The organism is Serratia sp. TSO36, from assembly GCF_057808395.1.
Window position 1 is genome coordinate 39627 of record NZ_JBJZOU010000004.1, and the last position, 15131, is coordinate 54757.

Annotated in this window: 15 protein-coding genes and 1 tRNA gene; 10 read left to right on the plus strand and 6 right to left on the minus strand. The window is 56.3% G+C overall.

What is annotated here, in order from left to right; all coding sequences use genetic code 11:
- Nucleotides 1–45: 45 nt before the first annotated feature.
- Nucleotides 46–798 (minus strand): winged helix-turn-helix domain-containing protein, encoded by a 753-nt coding sequence (locus ACK3CV_RS01935; RefSeq protein WP_049194490.1) that lies wholly within the window; start codon nucleotides 796–798, stop codon nucleotides 46–48.
- Nucleotides 799–1214: 416 nt separating this feature from the next.
- Here ACK3CV_RS01935 and ACK3CV_RS01940 point away from each other — a divergent pair, with 416 nt between their 5' ends.
- From ACK3CV_RS01940 to ACK3CV_RS01985, 10 genes are all read left to right on the plus strand, one after another.
- Nucleotides 1215–1763: a fimbrial protein gene (locus ACK3CV_RS01940; protein ID WP_049194491.1), complete on the plus strand. Its 549-nt coding sequence runs from the start codon at nucleotides 1215–1217 to the stop codon at nucleotides 1761–1763.
- 89 nt (nucleotides 1764–1852) lie between these two features.
- Complete coding sequence (locus ACK3CV_RS01945; protein WP_053091686.1) at nucleotides 1853–2395, plus strand: fimbrial protein; 543 nt, start codon at nucleotides 1853–1855, stop codon at nucleotides 2393–2395.
- 46 nt (nucleotides 2396–2441) lie between these two features.
- Complete coding sequence (locus tag ACK3CV_RS01950) at nucleotides 2442–4982, plus strand: outer membrane usher protein (RefSeq protein WP_164142023.1); 2541 nt, start codon at nucleotides 2442–2444, stop codon at nucleotides 4980–4982.
- Nucleotides 4983–4999: 17 nt separating this feature from the next.
- Complete coding sequence (locus ACK3CV_RS01955) at nucleotides 5000–5752, plus strand: fimbria/pilus periplasmic chaperone (protein ID WP_049194503.1); 753 nt, start codon at nucleotides 5000–5002, stop codon at nucleotides 5750–5752.
- 27 nt (nucleotides 5753–5779) lie between these two features.
- The gene (locus ACK3CV_RS01960) at nucleotides 5780–6436 is read left to right on the plus strand and encodes a fimbrial protein (protein ID WP_049194495.1); all 657 of its coding nucleotides are present in this window, start codon (nucleotides 5780–5782) and stop codon (nucleotides 6434–6436) included.
- A 49-nt stretch (nucleotides 6437–6485) separates the two neighbouring features.
- A complete protein-coding gene (locus tag ACK3CV_RS01965) occupies nucleotides 6486–6977 on the plus strand; it encodes a fimbrial protein (protein ID WP_239504675.1) in 492 nt (163 codons plus the stop codon).
- Between the two features lie 14 nt (nucleotides 6978–6991).
- Nucleotides 6992–7474 carry a fimbrial protein gene (locus tag ACK3CV_RS01970; RefSeq protein WP_192839560.1) on the plus strand — a complete coding sequence of 161 codons (483 nt, stop codon included), beginning with the start codon at nucleotides 6992–6994 and terminating at the stop codon, nucleotides 7472–7474.
- 10 nt (nucleotides 7475–7484) lie between these two features.
- Complete coding sequence (locus tag ACK3CV_RS01975; RefSeq protein WP_164040429.1) at nucleotides 7485–8012, plus strand: fimbrial protein; 528 nt, start codon at nucleotides 7485–7487, stop codon at nucleotides 8010–8012.
- Nucleotides 8013–8165: 153 nt separating this feature from the next.
- Nucleotides 8166–8990 (plus strand): MrpH family fimbial adhesin, encoded by an 825-nt coding sequence (locus tag ACK3CV_RS01980; protein ID WP_164040431.1) that lies wholly within the window; start codon nucleotides 8166–8168, stop codon nucleotides 8988–8990.
- Nucleotides 8991–9113: 123 nt separating this feature from the next.
- Entirely contained in the window at nucleotides 9114–9662 is a 549-nt protein-coding gene (locus ACK3CV_RS01985) for a helix-turn-helix transcriptional regulator (protein WP_164040433.1), read from the plus strand.
- A 1089-nt stretch (nucleotides 9663–10751) separates the two neighbouring features.
- Here ACK3CV_RS01985 and ACK3CV_RS01990 read toward each other — a convergent pair.
- The 5 genes from ACK3CV_RS01990 to ACK3CV_RS02010 all read right to left on the minus strand — a co-directional run bounded on the left by ACK3CV_RS01990 (nucleotide 10752) and on the right by ACK3CV_RS02010 (nucleotide 15037).
- Nucleotides 10752–10827, minus strand: a tRNA-Phe gene (locus ACK3CV_RS01990).
- Between the two features lie 160 nt (nucleotides 10828–10987).
- Nucleotides 10988–11563: a division control transcriptional repressor DicD gene (gene dicD, locus ACK3CV_RS01995; protein WP_033636761.1), complete on the minus strand. Its 576-nt coding sequence runs from the start codon at nucleotides 11561–11563 to the stop codon at nucleotides 10988–10990.
- A 39-nt stretch (nucleotides 11564–11602) separates the two neighbouring features.
- Entirely contained in the window at nucleotides 11603–13327 is a 1725-nt protein-coding gene (locus ACK3CV_RS02000) for a protein-disulfide reductase DsbD (RefSeq protein ID WP_060438179.1), read from the minus strand.
- Complete coding sequence (gene cutA, locus ACK3CV_RS02005) at nucleotides 13303–13626, minus strand: divalent cation tolerance protein CutA (protein WP_004929657.1); 324 nt, start codon at nucleotides 13624–13626, stop codon at nucleotides 13303–13305. Before cutA ends, ACK3CV_RS02000 begins: the two co-directional genes overlap by 25 nt.
- A gap of 109 nt (nucleotides 13627–13735) precedes the next feature.
- Complete coding sequence (locus ACK3CV_RS02010) at nucleotides 13736–15037, minus strand: anaerobic C4-dicarboxylate transporter (protein ID WP_164038670.1); 1302 nt, start codon at nucleotides 15035–15037, stop codon at nucleotides 13736–13738.
- Nucleotides 15038–15131 lie beyond the last annotated feature (94 nt).

Genomic DNA, 15131 nt, shown 5'->3' on the forward strand with positions numbered 1-15131 from the left:
CAAGGGGAGGCTAAATAGGCGGCCCTGGAGGGAGAGTTTAAGGTGTTAGTTGTTATTATTAATATAGCTGTTAATACAAGGAGCACTAATTTCGCGTGGGCAGAACGTGAGCTGTTCTTCAGCGCTTTGTGAGTCTGCACTACGAATGTTATCGTAATAGTATACATCCGCCCTGGTCTTGCAGTTAAAACCTGCCTGATGAATGATGTTTTTAATTCTCCTCAAATCGCCACTCTCCAACTTCATGCTGTAGATCTGACATTGCTCATAGTTTCCCAACGGATAAACGCTAATGCGTGTGCTATTTTGATACAAAATAACAAGTGCAAAAGGCACCAGACAAGCGGCGGCAATCATCACCAGACGCTGAAGCAAACGGCGGAGATTGGTGGGTTCAATTTTTGGTTCCGCGATTGCCGTTTTTTCCTCACTATCATATTTCAGGTCGTTATCACTTCCATCTAATTTGTCAGATTTATCAATATTTATGGCGCAAAATTTAAACCCCTGGCGGGGATAGGTCACAATAATTTCTTCTATTCCGCACTGTGCTAGTGATTTACGTAATCCAGATACATAATTATTTAAGTTGTTATTCGATGCCTTAAGCCCATGGTCGACCCAGACATCATTAATCAACTTTTCCCGCAGCAGCAGTGTGCCATTATTCCTGATGAATAATGAGAGCAAACGTCCGGCTGGTTTAAGTAAGGCTACTTTATTGTTGGCATTGTCTATATGCGCCAACGTACCTTCCTCCTCATTATAGAGGACACTTTTGTTGATGATAAAAATCATTTTTATAACCTGCAACTTTCCTGTCGAGAGATTATTCTGAGACCTGTCTTTGTTTTTTTCAATCCTTTGGTGTGCCTGTATATAGGATTTTTCTCTATATCGCTATAAATGAGATATCCCATCTGTTACTTGCCAAGTTTTTAAAAATAAACATTGATAATTAAAAGATATTTATTGGCATTAAAACCTATTTTATTGCTATTTTTTTTATAAAAATCCTGTGTTTTTGTATTTTCGCGACATAACATTTTATTTTTTGTTTCTGACGTGTAAATTTGTTCTCACTGATACGGAGCGTGAAGACGCAGCGTATTAGCTACGCAAATCATGTTTGTGAATATATCTGAAGCATTGATTGCGTGACGCTTATGGATTTAATTGACTCCACTGCTTACTAAGGAATGTAAGGGATTTTTATGAAACTGAATAAAATTATGCTGGCCGCCGCAATGGCTTTGGGTGTTTCTTCTCTGGCACACGCCGCCGATCAGGGCCACGGTAAAGTGACCTTCAGCGGTTCTATTATTGATGCACCATGCTCGATCGCTCCTGAGTCCATCGATCAGACCGTTGAGCTGGGCGCGATCTCTAACGTAGCGCTGAAAAACGGCGGAAAATCTACCCCGCGTAACTTCCAAATCAAACTGGAAAACTGTGATTTGATTGTGGATGAGAAAGATCCTTCGAAAAATAACAACACCGTCGCTCTGACCTTCACCGGTGCTACCTCTGCAGCAGATGCAAACCTGCTGGGCATTACCGGCACAGCTAAAGGCGCGGGTATTGCCATCACTGACGGTTCCGGTGCTGATATTAAACTGGGCAAGCCGACTAAAGCACAAACACTGCAGAATGGTGCCAACACCCTGAGCTTCGCCGCTTATTTGCAGGGTAGCACCGTCGCTGATGCTGTTGTGCCTGGTGAGTTCCAGTCCGTTGCCGACTTTACCTTGGCTTACCAGTAATCGTCATCTGACGAACTACGTGTGATTATGAGCATGCGGGATAACCCGCATGCTATTTACCTGAATCCGTTATTTCTTAAGGGATGAGAATGGAATTTTTGGGTAAAGGAATGAAGGCGGCTTGCCTATTGCCGTTACTGGTTTTCTTTACGGGGGATGCTATTTCTGCTGTGCAGGGACAGGGGCGCGTCAATATGCAAGGGGCCATTATTGATACAGCTTGTGCTATAGCAACGGAGAGCCGTGAGCAAACAATTGATATGGAGGTCATTCCGGTATCGGATATTGCTCGAGATGGGAAAGGAAGATATGTGCCTTTCAGCATAGAATTAATTAACTGTATTCTAACGCGCTCAGATAAAAAGCTGCCTGATTGGCGTCAATTTCAAGTGACGTTCGACGGTAATGTGGATGGTGACATGTTTGGCATTCATGGCGATGCCTCAGGTGTCGCACTCGTGATTACGGATATGTTTGGGAATGTTGCCATACCGGGTAAACCTTTACCGTTGGCAGATATTCTGCTGGGGAACCAGATGCTGAATTACGGCATAACGTTGATGGCCAATAAAAAAACATTAAAGCCGGGAAGCTATTTTTCATCAGTGAGATTCAAAATGGATTATTACTGACTCGGCTGTTCATTTCAGGGAAGTTATTAAATAAAAGGTTTGGAACATGATGTTTTTGCCTGCTGGTAAGCCGTTTCGTTTGCATATTTTGAGCGCTTGTGTGGCCTTAGTGCTTGGCAGCCTAATGGCTGATGCCGGTGCGGTGGAAGAAATCCAGTTCAACACCGACGTGTTGGACGTAAACGATCGCAAAAACATCGATCTCAGCCAGTTCTCTCGCGGTGGCTACATCATGCCGGGTCGTTACAGCATGCTGGTGCATCTAAATAAGAGCGATCTGCCGGAGCAGCAGGTGCCGTTTTATGCCCCGGACGACGATCCGAACGGCAGTCGCGCTTGTTTGTCGCCGGACCTGGTGGCGCAGTTAGGTTTAAAGGCCGGTTTGACGAAGCAACTGACCTGGTGGCACCAGAATCAATGTCTGGACGAAGCCAGCCTGAAGGGGATGGAAGTGCGTGGCGATCTGGCTACGTCGGCTTTGTATCTCAGCATTCCACAAGCTTACTTGGAGTACAGTTCTGAGGATTGGGATCCGCCGTCGCGCTGGGATGAGGGGATTCCGGGACTGTTGCTTGATTACAATCTTAATGCTCAGACGCAACACCAATTGCAGGCTGGCTCACGTGGTTACAGCGTGAGTGGCAACGGCACGGCGGGCGTTAATCTGGGTGCCTGGCGATTACGTACCGATTGGCAGGGGAGCCTCAACCATCAAACGGGCTCTGGTATGCCGACGGACAAACGTTTGGACTGGAGCCGCTACTACGCCTACCGGGCGCTGCCGGCGCTGCGCTCAAAATTGACGTTAGGCGAGGACTATCTGGACTCCGGGCTGTTTGACAGCTTCCGTTTCGGCGGCATGAGCCTGCGTTCCGACGACAACATGCTGCCGCCCAACCTGCGCGGCTATGCACCGGAAGTGGTGGGGGTGGCGAAGAGCAACGCCAAGGTGACCATCAGCCAGCAGGGCCGAGTGTTGTACGACACCCAGGTCGCGGCCGGCCCATTCCGCATTCAGGACATCAACGACGCGGTGTCCGGCGAGCTGGATGTGAAGGTGGAAGAGCAGGACGGCAGCGTGCAGGCGTTCAAGATGAACACCGCCAGCATTCCTTATCTGACGCGACCCGGCTCGGTGCGCTATAAGCTGGCGATGGGCAAGCCGTCGGATATGGATCACCGCTACCACGGCCCCATGTTCGGCACCGGCGAATTTTCCTGGGGGGTGAGCAATGGCTGGTCTCTGTACGGCGGCGCGCTGCTGGGCGGCGACTATAACGCGCTGGCGCTGGGCATCGGCCGTGACCTGATGTTACTGGGGGCGCTGTCGTTCGATGTGACCCAGTCGCGCGCCAAATTGCCGCAGGAGAATGAGGCGTTGAGCGGCGGTTCGTATCGCCTCAGCTACTCGAAGAGTTTCGACGAGCTGGATAGTCAGGTGACCTTTGCCGGCTACCGCTTCTCGGAACAGAACTTTATGAGCATGGGCGAGTTTCTGGATGCGCGTGAATACGGGCGGCGCTTCGGCAACAGCAAAGAGATGTATACCATCAGCTATAACCAGCAGTTGCGGGATCTGGGGCTGAGTGCATACCTCAACTATAACCACCAAACCTACTGGGATCGGCCGGCCAACGATCGCTACAACCTGACGATGGCGCGCTATTTCGATATCGGCCGTTTTAAAAGCCTGAGCCTGTCGCTGTCGGCCTATCGCAACCGTTACAACGATGTGAATGACGACGGCATGTATGTCTCGCTGTCGGTGCCTTGGGGCGGGAGTGGCAGCCTGAGCTACAACGCGACGCTGAACCGCAACGACATAACCAACCGTGCGGGCTACTACGACCGGATCGATGAACGCAGCAACTACCAGATCAGCGTCGGCAATGCGCGTAGCGGGATGAATATGAGCGGTTATTACAACCGCGACGGCGATATGGCACGCGTGAGCGCCAACGCCAGCTATCAGCAGGATCGCTACCGCGCAATGGGCTTTTCCGCGCAGGGCGGCATGACGCTGACGGTGGAAGGCGGGGCATTGCACCGCATAGGCATGCCGGGTGGCACCCGGTTGCTGCTGGATACCGAAGGGGTGGCCGGGGTGCCGGTGCGCGGCTACGGCAGTGCCGTGGCGACCAACCGCTGGGGCAAGGCGGTGGTGGCGGACGTCAACAGTTACTACCGCAACAAGGCCAGTATCGATCTGAACGCGCTGAGTGATAACGCCGAAGCCACCAAATCGGTGGTGCAGGCGACGCTGACCGAGGGGGCTATTGGTTACCGCAAGTTTGCGGTGATCGCCGGGGAGAAGGCGATGGCGGTAATCAAACTGGCGGACGGTAGCGAACCGCCGTTCGGCGCCACGGTGCTGAACGCACGCGAGCAGGAGACCGGCATCGTCAACGACGGCGGCAGCGTCTACCTGAGCGGCATCAACGCCGGCGAGCGCATGACGGTGCGCTGGGGCGGCACGGCGCAGTGCGAGGTGCAGATGCCGACGCCGCTGCCGCAGGAGATGCTGACGACCAATTTACTGCTGCCGTGCCGGGCGCTAAGTGCGGGCGACGGCGGCAACGAACACTGAATTGAGGAGTTTTTATGATGAGCACACGTAACGTTATCGGCCTACTGGCCACCACTTCGTTGCTGGCCGGGGCGCTGGCCCCGACGGCGCACGCCGCCATCGCGTTGGATCGCACCAGGGTGATTTTCGACGGCAGCGTGCAGTCGGTGAGCCTGAGCGTCAGCAACCAGAACAAGCAGCTGCCGTATCTGGCGCAGGGCTGGCTGGAAGACGAGCAGGGCAACAAGATCCAGAGCCCGCTGACGGTGCTACCGCCGGTGCAGCGCATCGAGCCGGGCAAGCCGAGCCAGGTGAAGATCCAGGCGTTGCCGGCGGCGAAGATGCTGCCGCAGGACCGCGAGACGCTGTACTACTTCAACCTGCGCGAGATCCCGCCGAAGAGTAACAAGCCGAACTCGCTGCAGATTGCCCTGCAGACGCGCATCAAGCTGTTCTACCGCCCGGCGGCGATCGCCCCGGAGCGCAACGCGGCGCCGTGGCAGGAGCAGCTGACGCTGACCAAACAGGGCGATAAATACGTAGTGAACAACCCGACGCCGTATTACGTCACTATCGTCGACGGTGCGAGTCGCAAAGGCGTGGGAGGCGCTAAGGACTTTGAACCGTTTATGGTGCCGCCAAGAGGCACAGCCCCGCTGACGGTGAGCGCAGCCAGCCTGGGCGGCAGCCCGGTGCTGACCTATATCAACGACTACGGTGGCCGGCCACAGCTGACCTTTAACTGCAACGGCAGCAGTTGCAGCGTGGTGCCGGAGAAAGCCAAGCCGTAGCGGCAGCGCCGCGCGAAGGAGAAAAACATGGCAAGGAAAGAGACAGGGCTGCGTGATTGGAGCTATGCACACAGCGAATTGCGTTACTACATTGCCTTGAGCGGTCTGGCGCTGATGGCGCCGTTGAGTCTGGCGGCGATGCTATGGCTGCTACCTGCCTCACAGGCGGCGGATAACTGGGACGTGGAGGGCGCCAACGGCGTGCTGTATATCGAAGGGGCGCTGACCGAAAGCGCCTGCCGGTTGGAGATGGACAGCGCGCGCCAGGATATTCGCCTGGGGGACGTGTCGACCGGGCGGCTGGCGCAGGTGGGCGATCGCGGCGTGCCGGTGGCATTTGAACTGCGGCTGCGTGATTGCCTGCGTAGTCCGGCGGTCAGCCGGGATGAACGTACTGGCGCGCTAAGCTGGGCGCATGACCAACCGGCGGTGCGGGTGGCCTTCCACGCCCCGGCTGACGCCGATAACCCGCAGTTGGTGAAGGCGCAGGGCGTCTCCGGTCTGGGCCTGAGGTTATTGGATGCCCAGGGCCGGGACGTTCGGTTGGGTAGCCGTGGTATGCCGCTGTGGCTGACGCCAGGCAGCGACGTGCTGAACTACAGCGTAGCGCCGGAACGCACTGTGGCACCGCTGCGCGCCGGCAGCTATCGCGCCATGGTGGATTTTAGTTTGAGTTATGACTGACGGCGGGTGAAAGCCGGCGCAGCGCCAACAACCCATATGGAGTGACGGGGTGAAAACAGGAAACGGAATACAGCGGCTGCTTGCGGCAGCGGTTATGGGATGCATCACGCTGCCGGTGACGGCGGCGACGACTGTGACCGTGAGCGTAACCGTGTTGGCGCCATTGCCTTGCGTGATCAACGGCGGCAAACCGATCGAGGTGGATTTTGGCAATGAAGTATTGACCACGCGAATCGACGGCAGCAATTACCTCACGCCAATAAATTACTCCCTGAGCTGCACGGGGCAGGCGAGAAACAGCATGAAGCTGCAGATAGCGGGCAATGGCGCAGGGTTTAACGGGCAGCTGTTGCAAACCAGCGTGAACGGTTTGGGGATTGCGCTGCTGCGCGGTGATTCCCGTATCCCATTGAACAGCTGGCAAAACTTTACGTACCCGAATGTGCCGGAGTTGAAAGCGGTGCCGATAAAACAGGCCGGCGTTCAGCTACCGACCGGTGAGTTCACGGCATCCGCCACCATGCGCGCGGATTACCAATGAAGCGGGGAGTGAAGATGAAACAGGCGGCTATCGTTCTGCTGTTGGCCTTTGGCCAACAGAGTCTGGCGGCGGAGGATACTGCGATGCGTTTTCGCGGCACGCTGCGCGCACCACCGCCTTGCACCATCAATGACGGCGGCACGGTGGCGGTGGATTTTGGTCAGCGGGTGGGGGTCAGTAAAGTTGATGGCGTCAACTATCGGCAGCAGGTGGATTATCTTATCAGCTGCGATTCGCCGGGGGTGCGGCCGTGGGAAATGATGCTGTCCTTGAAGGGGACGGCCACCGCCTTTGATCGGGCGGCGGTACAAACCGATAAAACCGATCTCGGCATTCGTCTTTATCAGAATGATACGCCCTTTGTGCTCAACACCAGCTTCAAGATTGATCCCGGCAACCCGCCGCGCCTGGAGGCTGTGCCGGTCGCCAAACCGGGGGCCGTTCTGAAAGAAGGGGCGTTTGTGGCGACGGCGACGCTGCAGGTCGATTACCAGTGAGGGGGCGAAAATGAAACAACGGATCGTGATGGGATTAGCGCTGGCGCTGTGTTGCCTGCCGCCGTTGGCCGGCGCGGCGGATAATCTGCGATTTAGCGGCGCACTGGTGGCGGAACCCTGTGTGATCCCACCGGGACAGGAGACGATAGCGCTGGATTTCGGCAACGTGGTGGATAAATACCTGTACCTGAATCAGCGAACGCCGGGCGTGCCGTTTGCCATTACCCTGGCGGACTGCGATCTCAGCTTGGGTAAAACGGTTACCGTGACCCTGAGCGGCAAGGAGAGCGCCGCTTTGCCGGGGCTGCTGGCGCCGGCGGCGGGCAGCCAGGCCGCTGGCATCGCTATCGGGCTGGAGAGTGCGGCGGGCGAAGCGTTGCCGGTGAATCGCCCCGGCGGCAAAGTGCGCTTGTCTTCAGGCAGCAACAATATTCGGCTGCAGGCGTATGTGCAGGGAGAACCCGACGCTATTGCCAAAAAGGCACTGGTACGCGGCGTATTTAACGCAGTGGCGACGTTTAGTTTGGAGTACGAGTGAGCCTGCCGTTGTTTGATATAAAAATGGCGGTAGTGAGATATTAACCAACGATGTTTTTAGTTTAATACGCCATACGCCGCTATGGGCGATTGTATTGCAGCGACGGTTATTTTGGTGAGTCTGGCAAAAAATGAAACTTAAAAGGAGAAGGGTTTGTTAAAATTTTTTTTAATCGCCATTTTATGGGTTATTTCTGCCGGTTCTTATGCAACGATAACTCTTGAGTGGACGTTGTCAGACTCGGGCGCCTTGTCATATATAGTGACAGCGGCAGAGCCGAGGCCGTTAGACCCCGACGGCATTTTAAAGTGCGGCACTTTTTTACAGTCACCGCAGTGTTATGTCAGGTCGCGTATTGGTTTTCCAGGTGATACGGTTTCAAAGGATTATATTCAAATTAAAGGGGATCAGAGGTTCAGCACGGTAGTTTCCACCTGGGTAGCGTCGGGCCCCAAGGGCTATATCGGTAATTGGTCCTATCTTGTGGAGAAAAACGGCGGCGTCGCGCCCTGCATCGTATTCGATTTGAACTCCGATTCAAGGGGGGGAGTCGGCGCTGTGGGAACCTTTGGGCATACCTGTACAGGCACGGCCACTCCACCGCCAATAAAGCCACCGCCGCCACCGCTGTCCTGCTATCTGATGAACAATATTGTTTTACAGCATGGCACCTTGGCGGCAGATGAGGTGACCGGCCATCGGGCCCAGACGACGGCCCGCGTTTATTGTACCGGCGCCGCCAGAGTGAGGCTGAAGGTATTATCCTACCAGGGCGGAGAAGATTATAACGTGAAGTTGCGTTCAGACGGCATCCTGGTTTCCTTATTAAGTATCAATGGAACCTCTGGCTCAGCATTGTTGGACGTTCCGGCCATTGGGGGAAAAGAAGTGACGTTTTCATCGTTATTGCTTGCCTATGCCCCGTTATCGTCAGGAAGTTTTTCGGGCTCGGCGGTGGCGGTAGTTGAAGTTATTTAAATGACCCGCATGAATTGGTGTTTTTAATTTTCACGTTAACGATCACGCCATTTATCTTTGTGAGGGTGGTTATGATGAAACCTAATAAGGTTCTATAGGTTTTATATGTGCTGAGAGGGCGAAATGAAAACAATAAATATTGTTATAGATGATGAGAATCGTTATTTCGCGGCGGGGCTGGAGCAAAGCATCGGTGAGTATGCGCTAACCCATCAGAAGACCGTGAATTTTTTAAGGCCGGATGCCGAAATACAAGCGGATATGGTGATCGTTTCCTCTCGCCGGCGTGCTCAGCGTTGGCGGAGAAGTAGCGTTACCCGTGCGATGACGCCGGTTGTGACTATCAAGGAAAGAACGATAACGCCGTTGCGGGAAGCGCCACAGGTGCTGTATCGAACTGACAGTCAGCATCGTTTGTTTGAGCTGCTGACTGAAACGCTGAATGGCACCGGCGCAGCCTGTTTGCGTGAGCGCCACGCGCTGACGCTTCGAGAGCGGCAAGTGATGAGCTATTTACGGCGTGGGTTCGATCAATCGCAAACCGCCCGGGTGCTGGGCGTAAGCGTAAAAACGGTGCATAGCCACAAGCGCTCGGTGATGAGTAAAATGATGCTGAGACGGTCTCACGACTTTATTTATTGGCTGATTTCTCATGAGGGAGAATATTCCTAACCGTGATGAGGGATGTTTTGTTTTTTATTTTTGCTATATTTTTATCTCTGTCTGGGTTTTATTTTTATAATTAAATTTGCATTGTGAATGTTTTTTATTTATCTATTGGTTTTACATATTACAAGTCTGCTCAAGGTGCGTTATTTCATTGACTCTCGTCTACGCGACGCTGCCAACTTGTGTGTATGTTGGCTTAAACTGCGCTGGAAACAGCAGTGTCGGGGTATGTCTGAACGGTAACGATCAACGTGTGGGACAATGAATAGGGGAAAGTAACGGTGCCGAAAAACCGAAAGAAAAGAGAAGGATGAGACGTAGAATTCCATTTTTCTGCAGCCGTTATGAAAAGTATGCCGCCATCTGTCAGTAGTCATTATTCATATTAAAAAGCAGGGATGCCTCTCTGCTTTTTTTGTGATCCTGGTCGGAGAGTGCTATGGATTCAGTTCTAAAGATAACTTTGGGGAATAATACCAGTCCGGTATCTGGCTAGGTGGTTTTTTAGAAATAAAGCGCGCCAATAAGCGTTGCCAAAGGAAGGTACAGTGAGTTTATTTTTTCTGGCGATATTACTGTTTTGCTTGAGTGTGTTTTCATTTTTTATGCATGCGAAACGTATGAAAAAAAGGCGTTTGATGCTACAGGGAGAGATGGTTGACAGAACGATGCGACGGTGGCTGTGGGGCTAATTGCAATCACCGAGCGGCTCGATGACGAGTCCGTATCTCGGAAAGCAAAAAACCAGCCATAGGCAGGGTTCTCTAAATAGGGCGACCGGACTCGGACAACCGGCGCTGGCGCCGTGTTGAACAACGCTTCAGCGCTGGCCCGCAGGGTGAGGCCTTTGGCCGAATAATCGAACGCAGTTCGATGGAGAGTCCTGGCCCTGAAAAGCAAAAACCCGCCTTTTGGGCGGGTTCTTCTAAATAGGGCGACCGGACTCGGACAACCGGCGCTGGCGCCGTGTTGAACAGCGCTTCAGCGCTGGCCCGAAGGGTGAGGCCTTTGGCCGAATAATCGAACGTAGTTCGATGGAGAGTCCTGTCCCTGAAAAGCAAAAACCCAGCCATAGGCTGGGTTCTCTAAATATGGTGCCCGGACTCGGAATCGAACCAAGGACACGGGGATTTTCAATCCCCTGCTCTACCGACTGAGCTATCCGGGCAACGGGCAGCATTAAACCGTATTGGCCGATGGCCGTCAACGGCTTTATGCATGAAAGGCGTTAAAACGCGTCCGGTTGCTGGCTTTTCAGGCAAAGGGCGCAAAAATTGCGCCTGTTCAGGCTATCTCCTTGGGCTGACGGCGCCGCAAGCGCGGCTCGCCTAGCTTAGCGCCCCGTTGCGGCGGCACTGCGCCACCTGCAAGATGTCTTCCGCCAGCCGTTTGGCGACCGATACGTCCTGGAGCTGGCGTTTTACCAGCAGTTTGCTCAGGCAGCCTTCCTGAATCAATTCCATTTGCTGCGCCACCATGTCGGCGTCGTCGGCGTCCATTTCGCGCAGCAGTTCGCGGGTCAGCTCCAGCGAGGTCAGCTTTTGCTGCTCCGCCAGCTGGTGGATCGGATGATCCGTTTCCGGGAAGAAGCTGCAGGCGGCGATAAACAGGCAGCCGGGATAGCGGTCGTGCTGCACGTATTCCGCCAGCACGTCATAGCGCGCCAGCAGTTTTTGCTGCGGGCTCAGGTTTTCGTCCAGCAGCAGCTGGCGGCGCCAGGTGTCGATCTGTTGGCCGTGGTAGCGCAGGCAGTCGTACAGCAGCGCTTCGCGATCCGGCCAGAACCGTTTGAGATCGCCGGGCTGAACGTCGAGTTTTTCCGCCAGCATCTCTAATGTGGCGGTCGCCAGGCCCTGTTGTTCCAACAGGCCCAGCGCGGTATCAAGGACGTGTTCACGTTGCACTTGTGCTTCCTCCCATTCGCTTCCGATCTTCAGTGTCAGTTATCGCATCACTTTCTGCAAATGCGCGTTGAAGGCTTCCGCCTTCATAAAACCGGTGACCCGCTCGGCCGTCAGCTCCTGGCCCGCCGGATCGAAGAACAGGATCGTGGGTAACCCCAGTACCTGCAAATGCTTCAGCAGCGCCGCCTGTTCCGCGCCGTTGGCGGTGACGTCCGCCTGCAGCAGCACCGCGTTGGCCAGGCTCGCCTGCACCGCCGCATCGCTGAAGGTGTATTTCTCGAACTCTTTACAGGCTACGCACCAGTCGGCGTACAGGTCCAGCATCACCGGCTTGCCCCGCGCCTGTTGCAGCGCCAGATCTAACTGCTCGACGTTGTTGATGCGGGTAAACGTCAGGTGCGGCTGAGCCGCCTGCTGCGTCTGATCGGCGCCGAAGGCCCAGTCCTGCAGCGGCCGCGCGGCGATCACCGCCGCCGCCAGCAGCAGAAGCTGCAGGGCGCGCGCCCAGCCGCGCGCGCTTCTCAGGCTCAGAGCGAAGGCCCAGCCGAAGAACGCCAGGCCGAGCAGGCTCCACAGACGCAGGCCCCACAGATCGCCGATCACCCGCTCCAGCAGGAACACCGGCAGCGCCAGGATGACGAAGCCGAAGGCCTCTTTCACGTACTGCATCCACGGGCCGCTGCGCGGCAGCAGGCGGTTGCCGAACAGGGTGACGATCACCAGCGGAATGCCCATCCCCAGCGCGTACAGGTACAGCGTGCCGCCGCCGGCCCACAGGTTACCGCTCTGGGCGATATACAGCAGGATGGCGCTGAGCGGCGCGGTGGTGCAGGGCGAGCAAATCAGCCCGGCCAGGGCGCCCATCAGGAACACGCCGGTCAGCGAGCCGCCGCGCTGGGTGTTGCTCCAGTTCGCCAGCCGGGTTTGCAGCGCCGAGGGCAGCTGCAGGGAATAGAGGCCGAACATCGACAGCGCCAGCGCGATAAACAGCACCGACAGGCCGATCAGCACGTAAGGGTGCTGCAGCGCCGCCTGGAACTGCAGGCCGGCGGCGGCCACCACCAGCCCCAGCAGGGTGTAGGTGAGCGCCATGCCCTGCACGTAAACCACCGCCAGCGCCAGAATGCGGCCGCTGCTTTGCGGCCGGTCGCGGCCGAGGATGATGCCGGAGATCAGCGGGTACATCGGCAGCACGCACGGAGTGAAGGCGATGCCGATGCCGATCAGCAGCGCCCACAGCGGCGAGAACGGCAGGCTGGCCGGCGTAGCGGGCTGTTCGGTTGGCGCAGGGGCAGCCGCCGGGAGCGGGGCGACATCGCCGGCGCTGACGGCATCCAGCGGGATGATGCGGGTTTCCGGCGGATAGCAGAAGCCGGCCTCGGCGCAGCCCTGATAGGTGACGCTGAGGCTGGCGTTGGCCGCCGCCTGTTGCAGCGGCACCTGCAGATTCAGCTGCTGCTTGAAAATCGCCACTTCGCCGAAGAACTCGTCCTTGTGGCTCAGCCCTTCGGGCAGGGTAAAGGCGCCCAGCGTCGCCTGCTGCGGCACCAGTTTGATCTGCTGGCGATACAGGTAGTAGCCGGGGCGGATCTGCCAGTTCAGCGTCACCTGGCTGCCTTGCTGTTTGAAATCGAAGGCGAAGGCCTGATCGACAGGCACGAACTGGCTGCCGCCCTTCGGCGCGAACAGCGAAGCCTGCGCCGCCTGCGGCAGGAAGAACAGGCTGCACAGCAGCAAAATCAGTTTAAGGAAGCGTTGATCCATAACAGGTAGTCTTTATCTCCGGCCATCACCGGCAGCACCAGCAGCTCGGGCGTCTGGTAAGGGTGATGTTGTTTCAGGGTGTCGAGCAGGGCCTGCTGACGGCGGCGATCGCTTTTGAACAGCATCTGCACTTCGTATTCCTGTTCCAGTTTCCCTTCCCAGTAATACAGCGAGGTGGCGCCGGGCAGCAGCGTGGCGCAGGCCGCCAGCTTATCGCCCAGGACCCGCGCCGCCAGTTCCTGGGCGCTGGCTTCATCGGGTGCGGTACAGAGTATGACGACAGCTTCGCAATCAGACATCTTCAGCCCTCTCATCGGTTCGAATGGGCACTATACCCTGAAGGTGGATTGGCTAGAAGGCGAGTTTATCGCCAGAAGGAAAACCGGGGCCGCAGCCCCGGTCGGAGCGTTACAGCATGATGCTGCCGAGCAGGAAGCCGAATACCACGGCGAAAATCACGCCCATGGTGCCGGGAATGAAGAACGGGTGGTTGAACACGAAGCGGCCGATACGCGTGGTGCCGGTATCGTCCATCTGCACCGCGGCGACCAGCGTCGGGTAGGTCGGCAGGATGAACAGGCCGGAGACGGCGGCGAAGGAGGCGACGGCGGTCAGCGGCGACACGTTCAGCGCCAGCGCCATCGGCATCAGCGCCTTGGCGGTAGCGGCCTGCGAGTACAGCAGCGCCGAGCAGAAGAAGAAGATCACCGCCAGCAGCCACGGGTGCGCCTGAATGACGCTGCCGGCCGTCTCTTTGATCCAGTCGATGTTGGCCTGCACGAAGGTATCGCCCAACCAGGCGACGCCGAGGATACAGATACAGGCGCTCATGCCCGCCTTGAAGGTGCTGGAGTTCAGCACCATGTCGGTGTCGACGCGGCACAGCAGGGTGGTCAGCGTGGCGACGCTCAGCATGATGATCAGGATGGCGTTGGTGGTGTTCATCAGCGGCTTGGCCACCAGGCCAAGGCCCGGGCTGTTGATGATGGCGTAGGCGACCACGCACAGCACGCCCAGCAGGAACAGCAGCACCGAGGTTTTGGCGCGCGGCTTGATCGCCAGCGCGTTGTTGCCGCGCAGGGTGATCAGGCCTTCTTCCAGGCGTTTCAGGTACACCGGATCGTTAGACAGCTTGGAGTCGAACAGCCAGGTCACCAGCAGCGACATCACCAGCACGGCGCAGAAGGTGGACGGGATCACCACCATCAGCAGGTGCAGGTAGCTGACGCCGTGGCCTTCCATCACCGAAGACATGTACACCACCGCGGCGGAGATCGGCGAGGCGGTGATGGCGATCTGGGCGGACACCACGGCGGTCGACAGCGGCCGGCAAGGCTTGATGCCCTGTTCTTTCGCCACTTCGGCGATCACCGGCAGCGCCGAGAGCGAGATGTTGCCGGTGCCGGCGAAGATGGTGAGGAAGTAGGTGACGATAGGGGCGAGAATGGTGATGTGCTTGGGGTTCTTGCGCAGCAGCTTTTCGGTCTGCTGCACCAGGTAATCCATCCCCCCGGCGACCTGCATGGCGGAGATCGCCGCGATCACCGCCATGATGATGGAAATCACGTCGAAGGGAATGCTGCCCGGCTTGACGCCGATCAGCGCCAGGACCAGAACGCCCAATCCCCCCGCGAACCCGATACCGATACCGCCCAACCTGGCCCCTAAAAAGATGGCCAGCAGAACGATAACCAATTCTACGGCTAGCATAGTGTTTACTCCTTAAAATGAGAGAAATTGAAAATCAAACGTTAAAATTTTGTGGGCGCCTAAAAGTAAAAAGGCACGCTATCCAGAGGATTTA

What these genes read in the sequence shown, in the direction of transcription:
- ACK3CV_RS01935 (WP_049194490.1), bottom strand. Translation starts at nt 798, where the DNA reads ATGATTTTTATCATCAACAAAAGTGTCCTCTATAATGAGGAGGAAGGT.
- ACK3CV_RS01940 (WP_049194491.1), top strand. Translation starts at nt 1,215, where the DNA reads ATGAAACTGAATAAAATTATGCTGGCCGCCGCAATGGCTTTGGGTGTT.
- ACK3CV_RS01945 (WP_053091686.1), top strand. Translation starts at nt 1,853, where the DNA reads ATGGAATTTTTGGGTAAAGGAATGAAGGCGGCTTGCCTATTGCCGTTA.
- ACK3CV_RS01950 (WP_164142023.1), top strand. Translation starts at nt 2,442, where the DNA reads ATGATGTTTTTGCCTGCTGGTAAGCCGTTTCGTTTGCATATTTTGAGC.
- ACK3CV_RS01955 (WP_049194503.1), top strand. Translation starts at nt 5,000, where the DNA reads ATGAGCACACGTAACGTTATCGGCCTACTGGCCACCACTTCGTTGCTG.
- ACK3CV_RS01960 (WP_049194495.1), top strand. Translation starts at nt 5,780, where the DNA reads ATGGCAAGGAAAGAGACAGGGCTGCGTGATTGGAGCTATGCACACAGC.
- ACK3CV_RS01970 (WP_192839560.1), top strand. Translation starts at nt 6,992, where the DNA reads ATGAAACAGGCGGCTATCGTTCTGCTGTTGGCCTTTGGCCAACAGAGT.
- ACK3CV_RS01975 (WP_164040429.1), top strand. Translation starts at nt 7,485, where the DNA reads ATGAAACAACGGATCGTGATGGGATTAGCGCTGGCGCTGTGTTGCCTG.
- ACK3CV_RS01985 (WP_164040433.1), top strand. Translation starts at nt 9,114, where the DNA reads ATGAAAACAATAAATATTGTTATAGATGATGAGAATCGTTATTTCGCG.
- ACK3CV_RS02000 (WP_060438179.1), bottom strand. Translation starts at nt 13,327, where the DNA reads ATGGATCAACGCTTCCTTAAACTGATTTTGCTGCTGTGCAGCCTGTTC.
- cutA (WP_004929657.1), bottom strand. Translation starts at nt 13,626, where the DNA reads ATGTCTGATTGCGAAGCTGTCGTCATACTCTGTACCGCACCCGATGAA.
- ACK3CV_RS02010 (WP_164038670.1), bottom strand. Translation starts at nt 15,037, where the DNA reads ATGCTAGCCGTAGAATTGGTTATCGTTCTGCTGGCCATCTTTTTAGGG.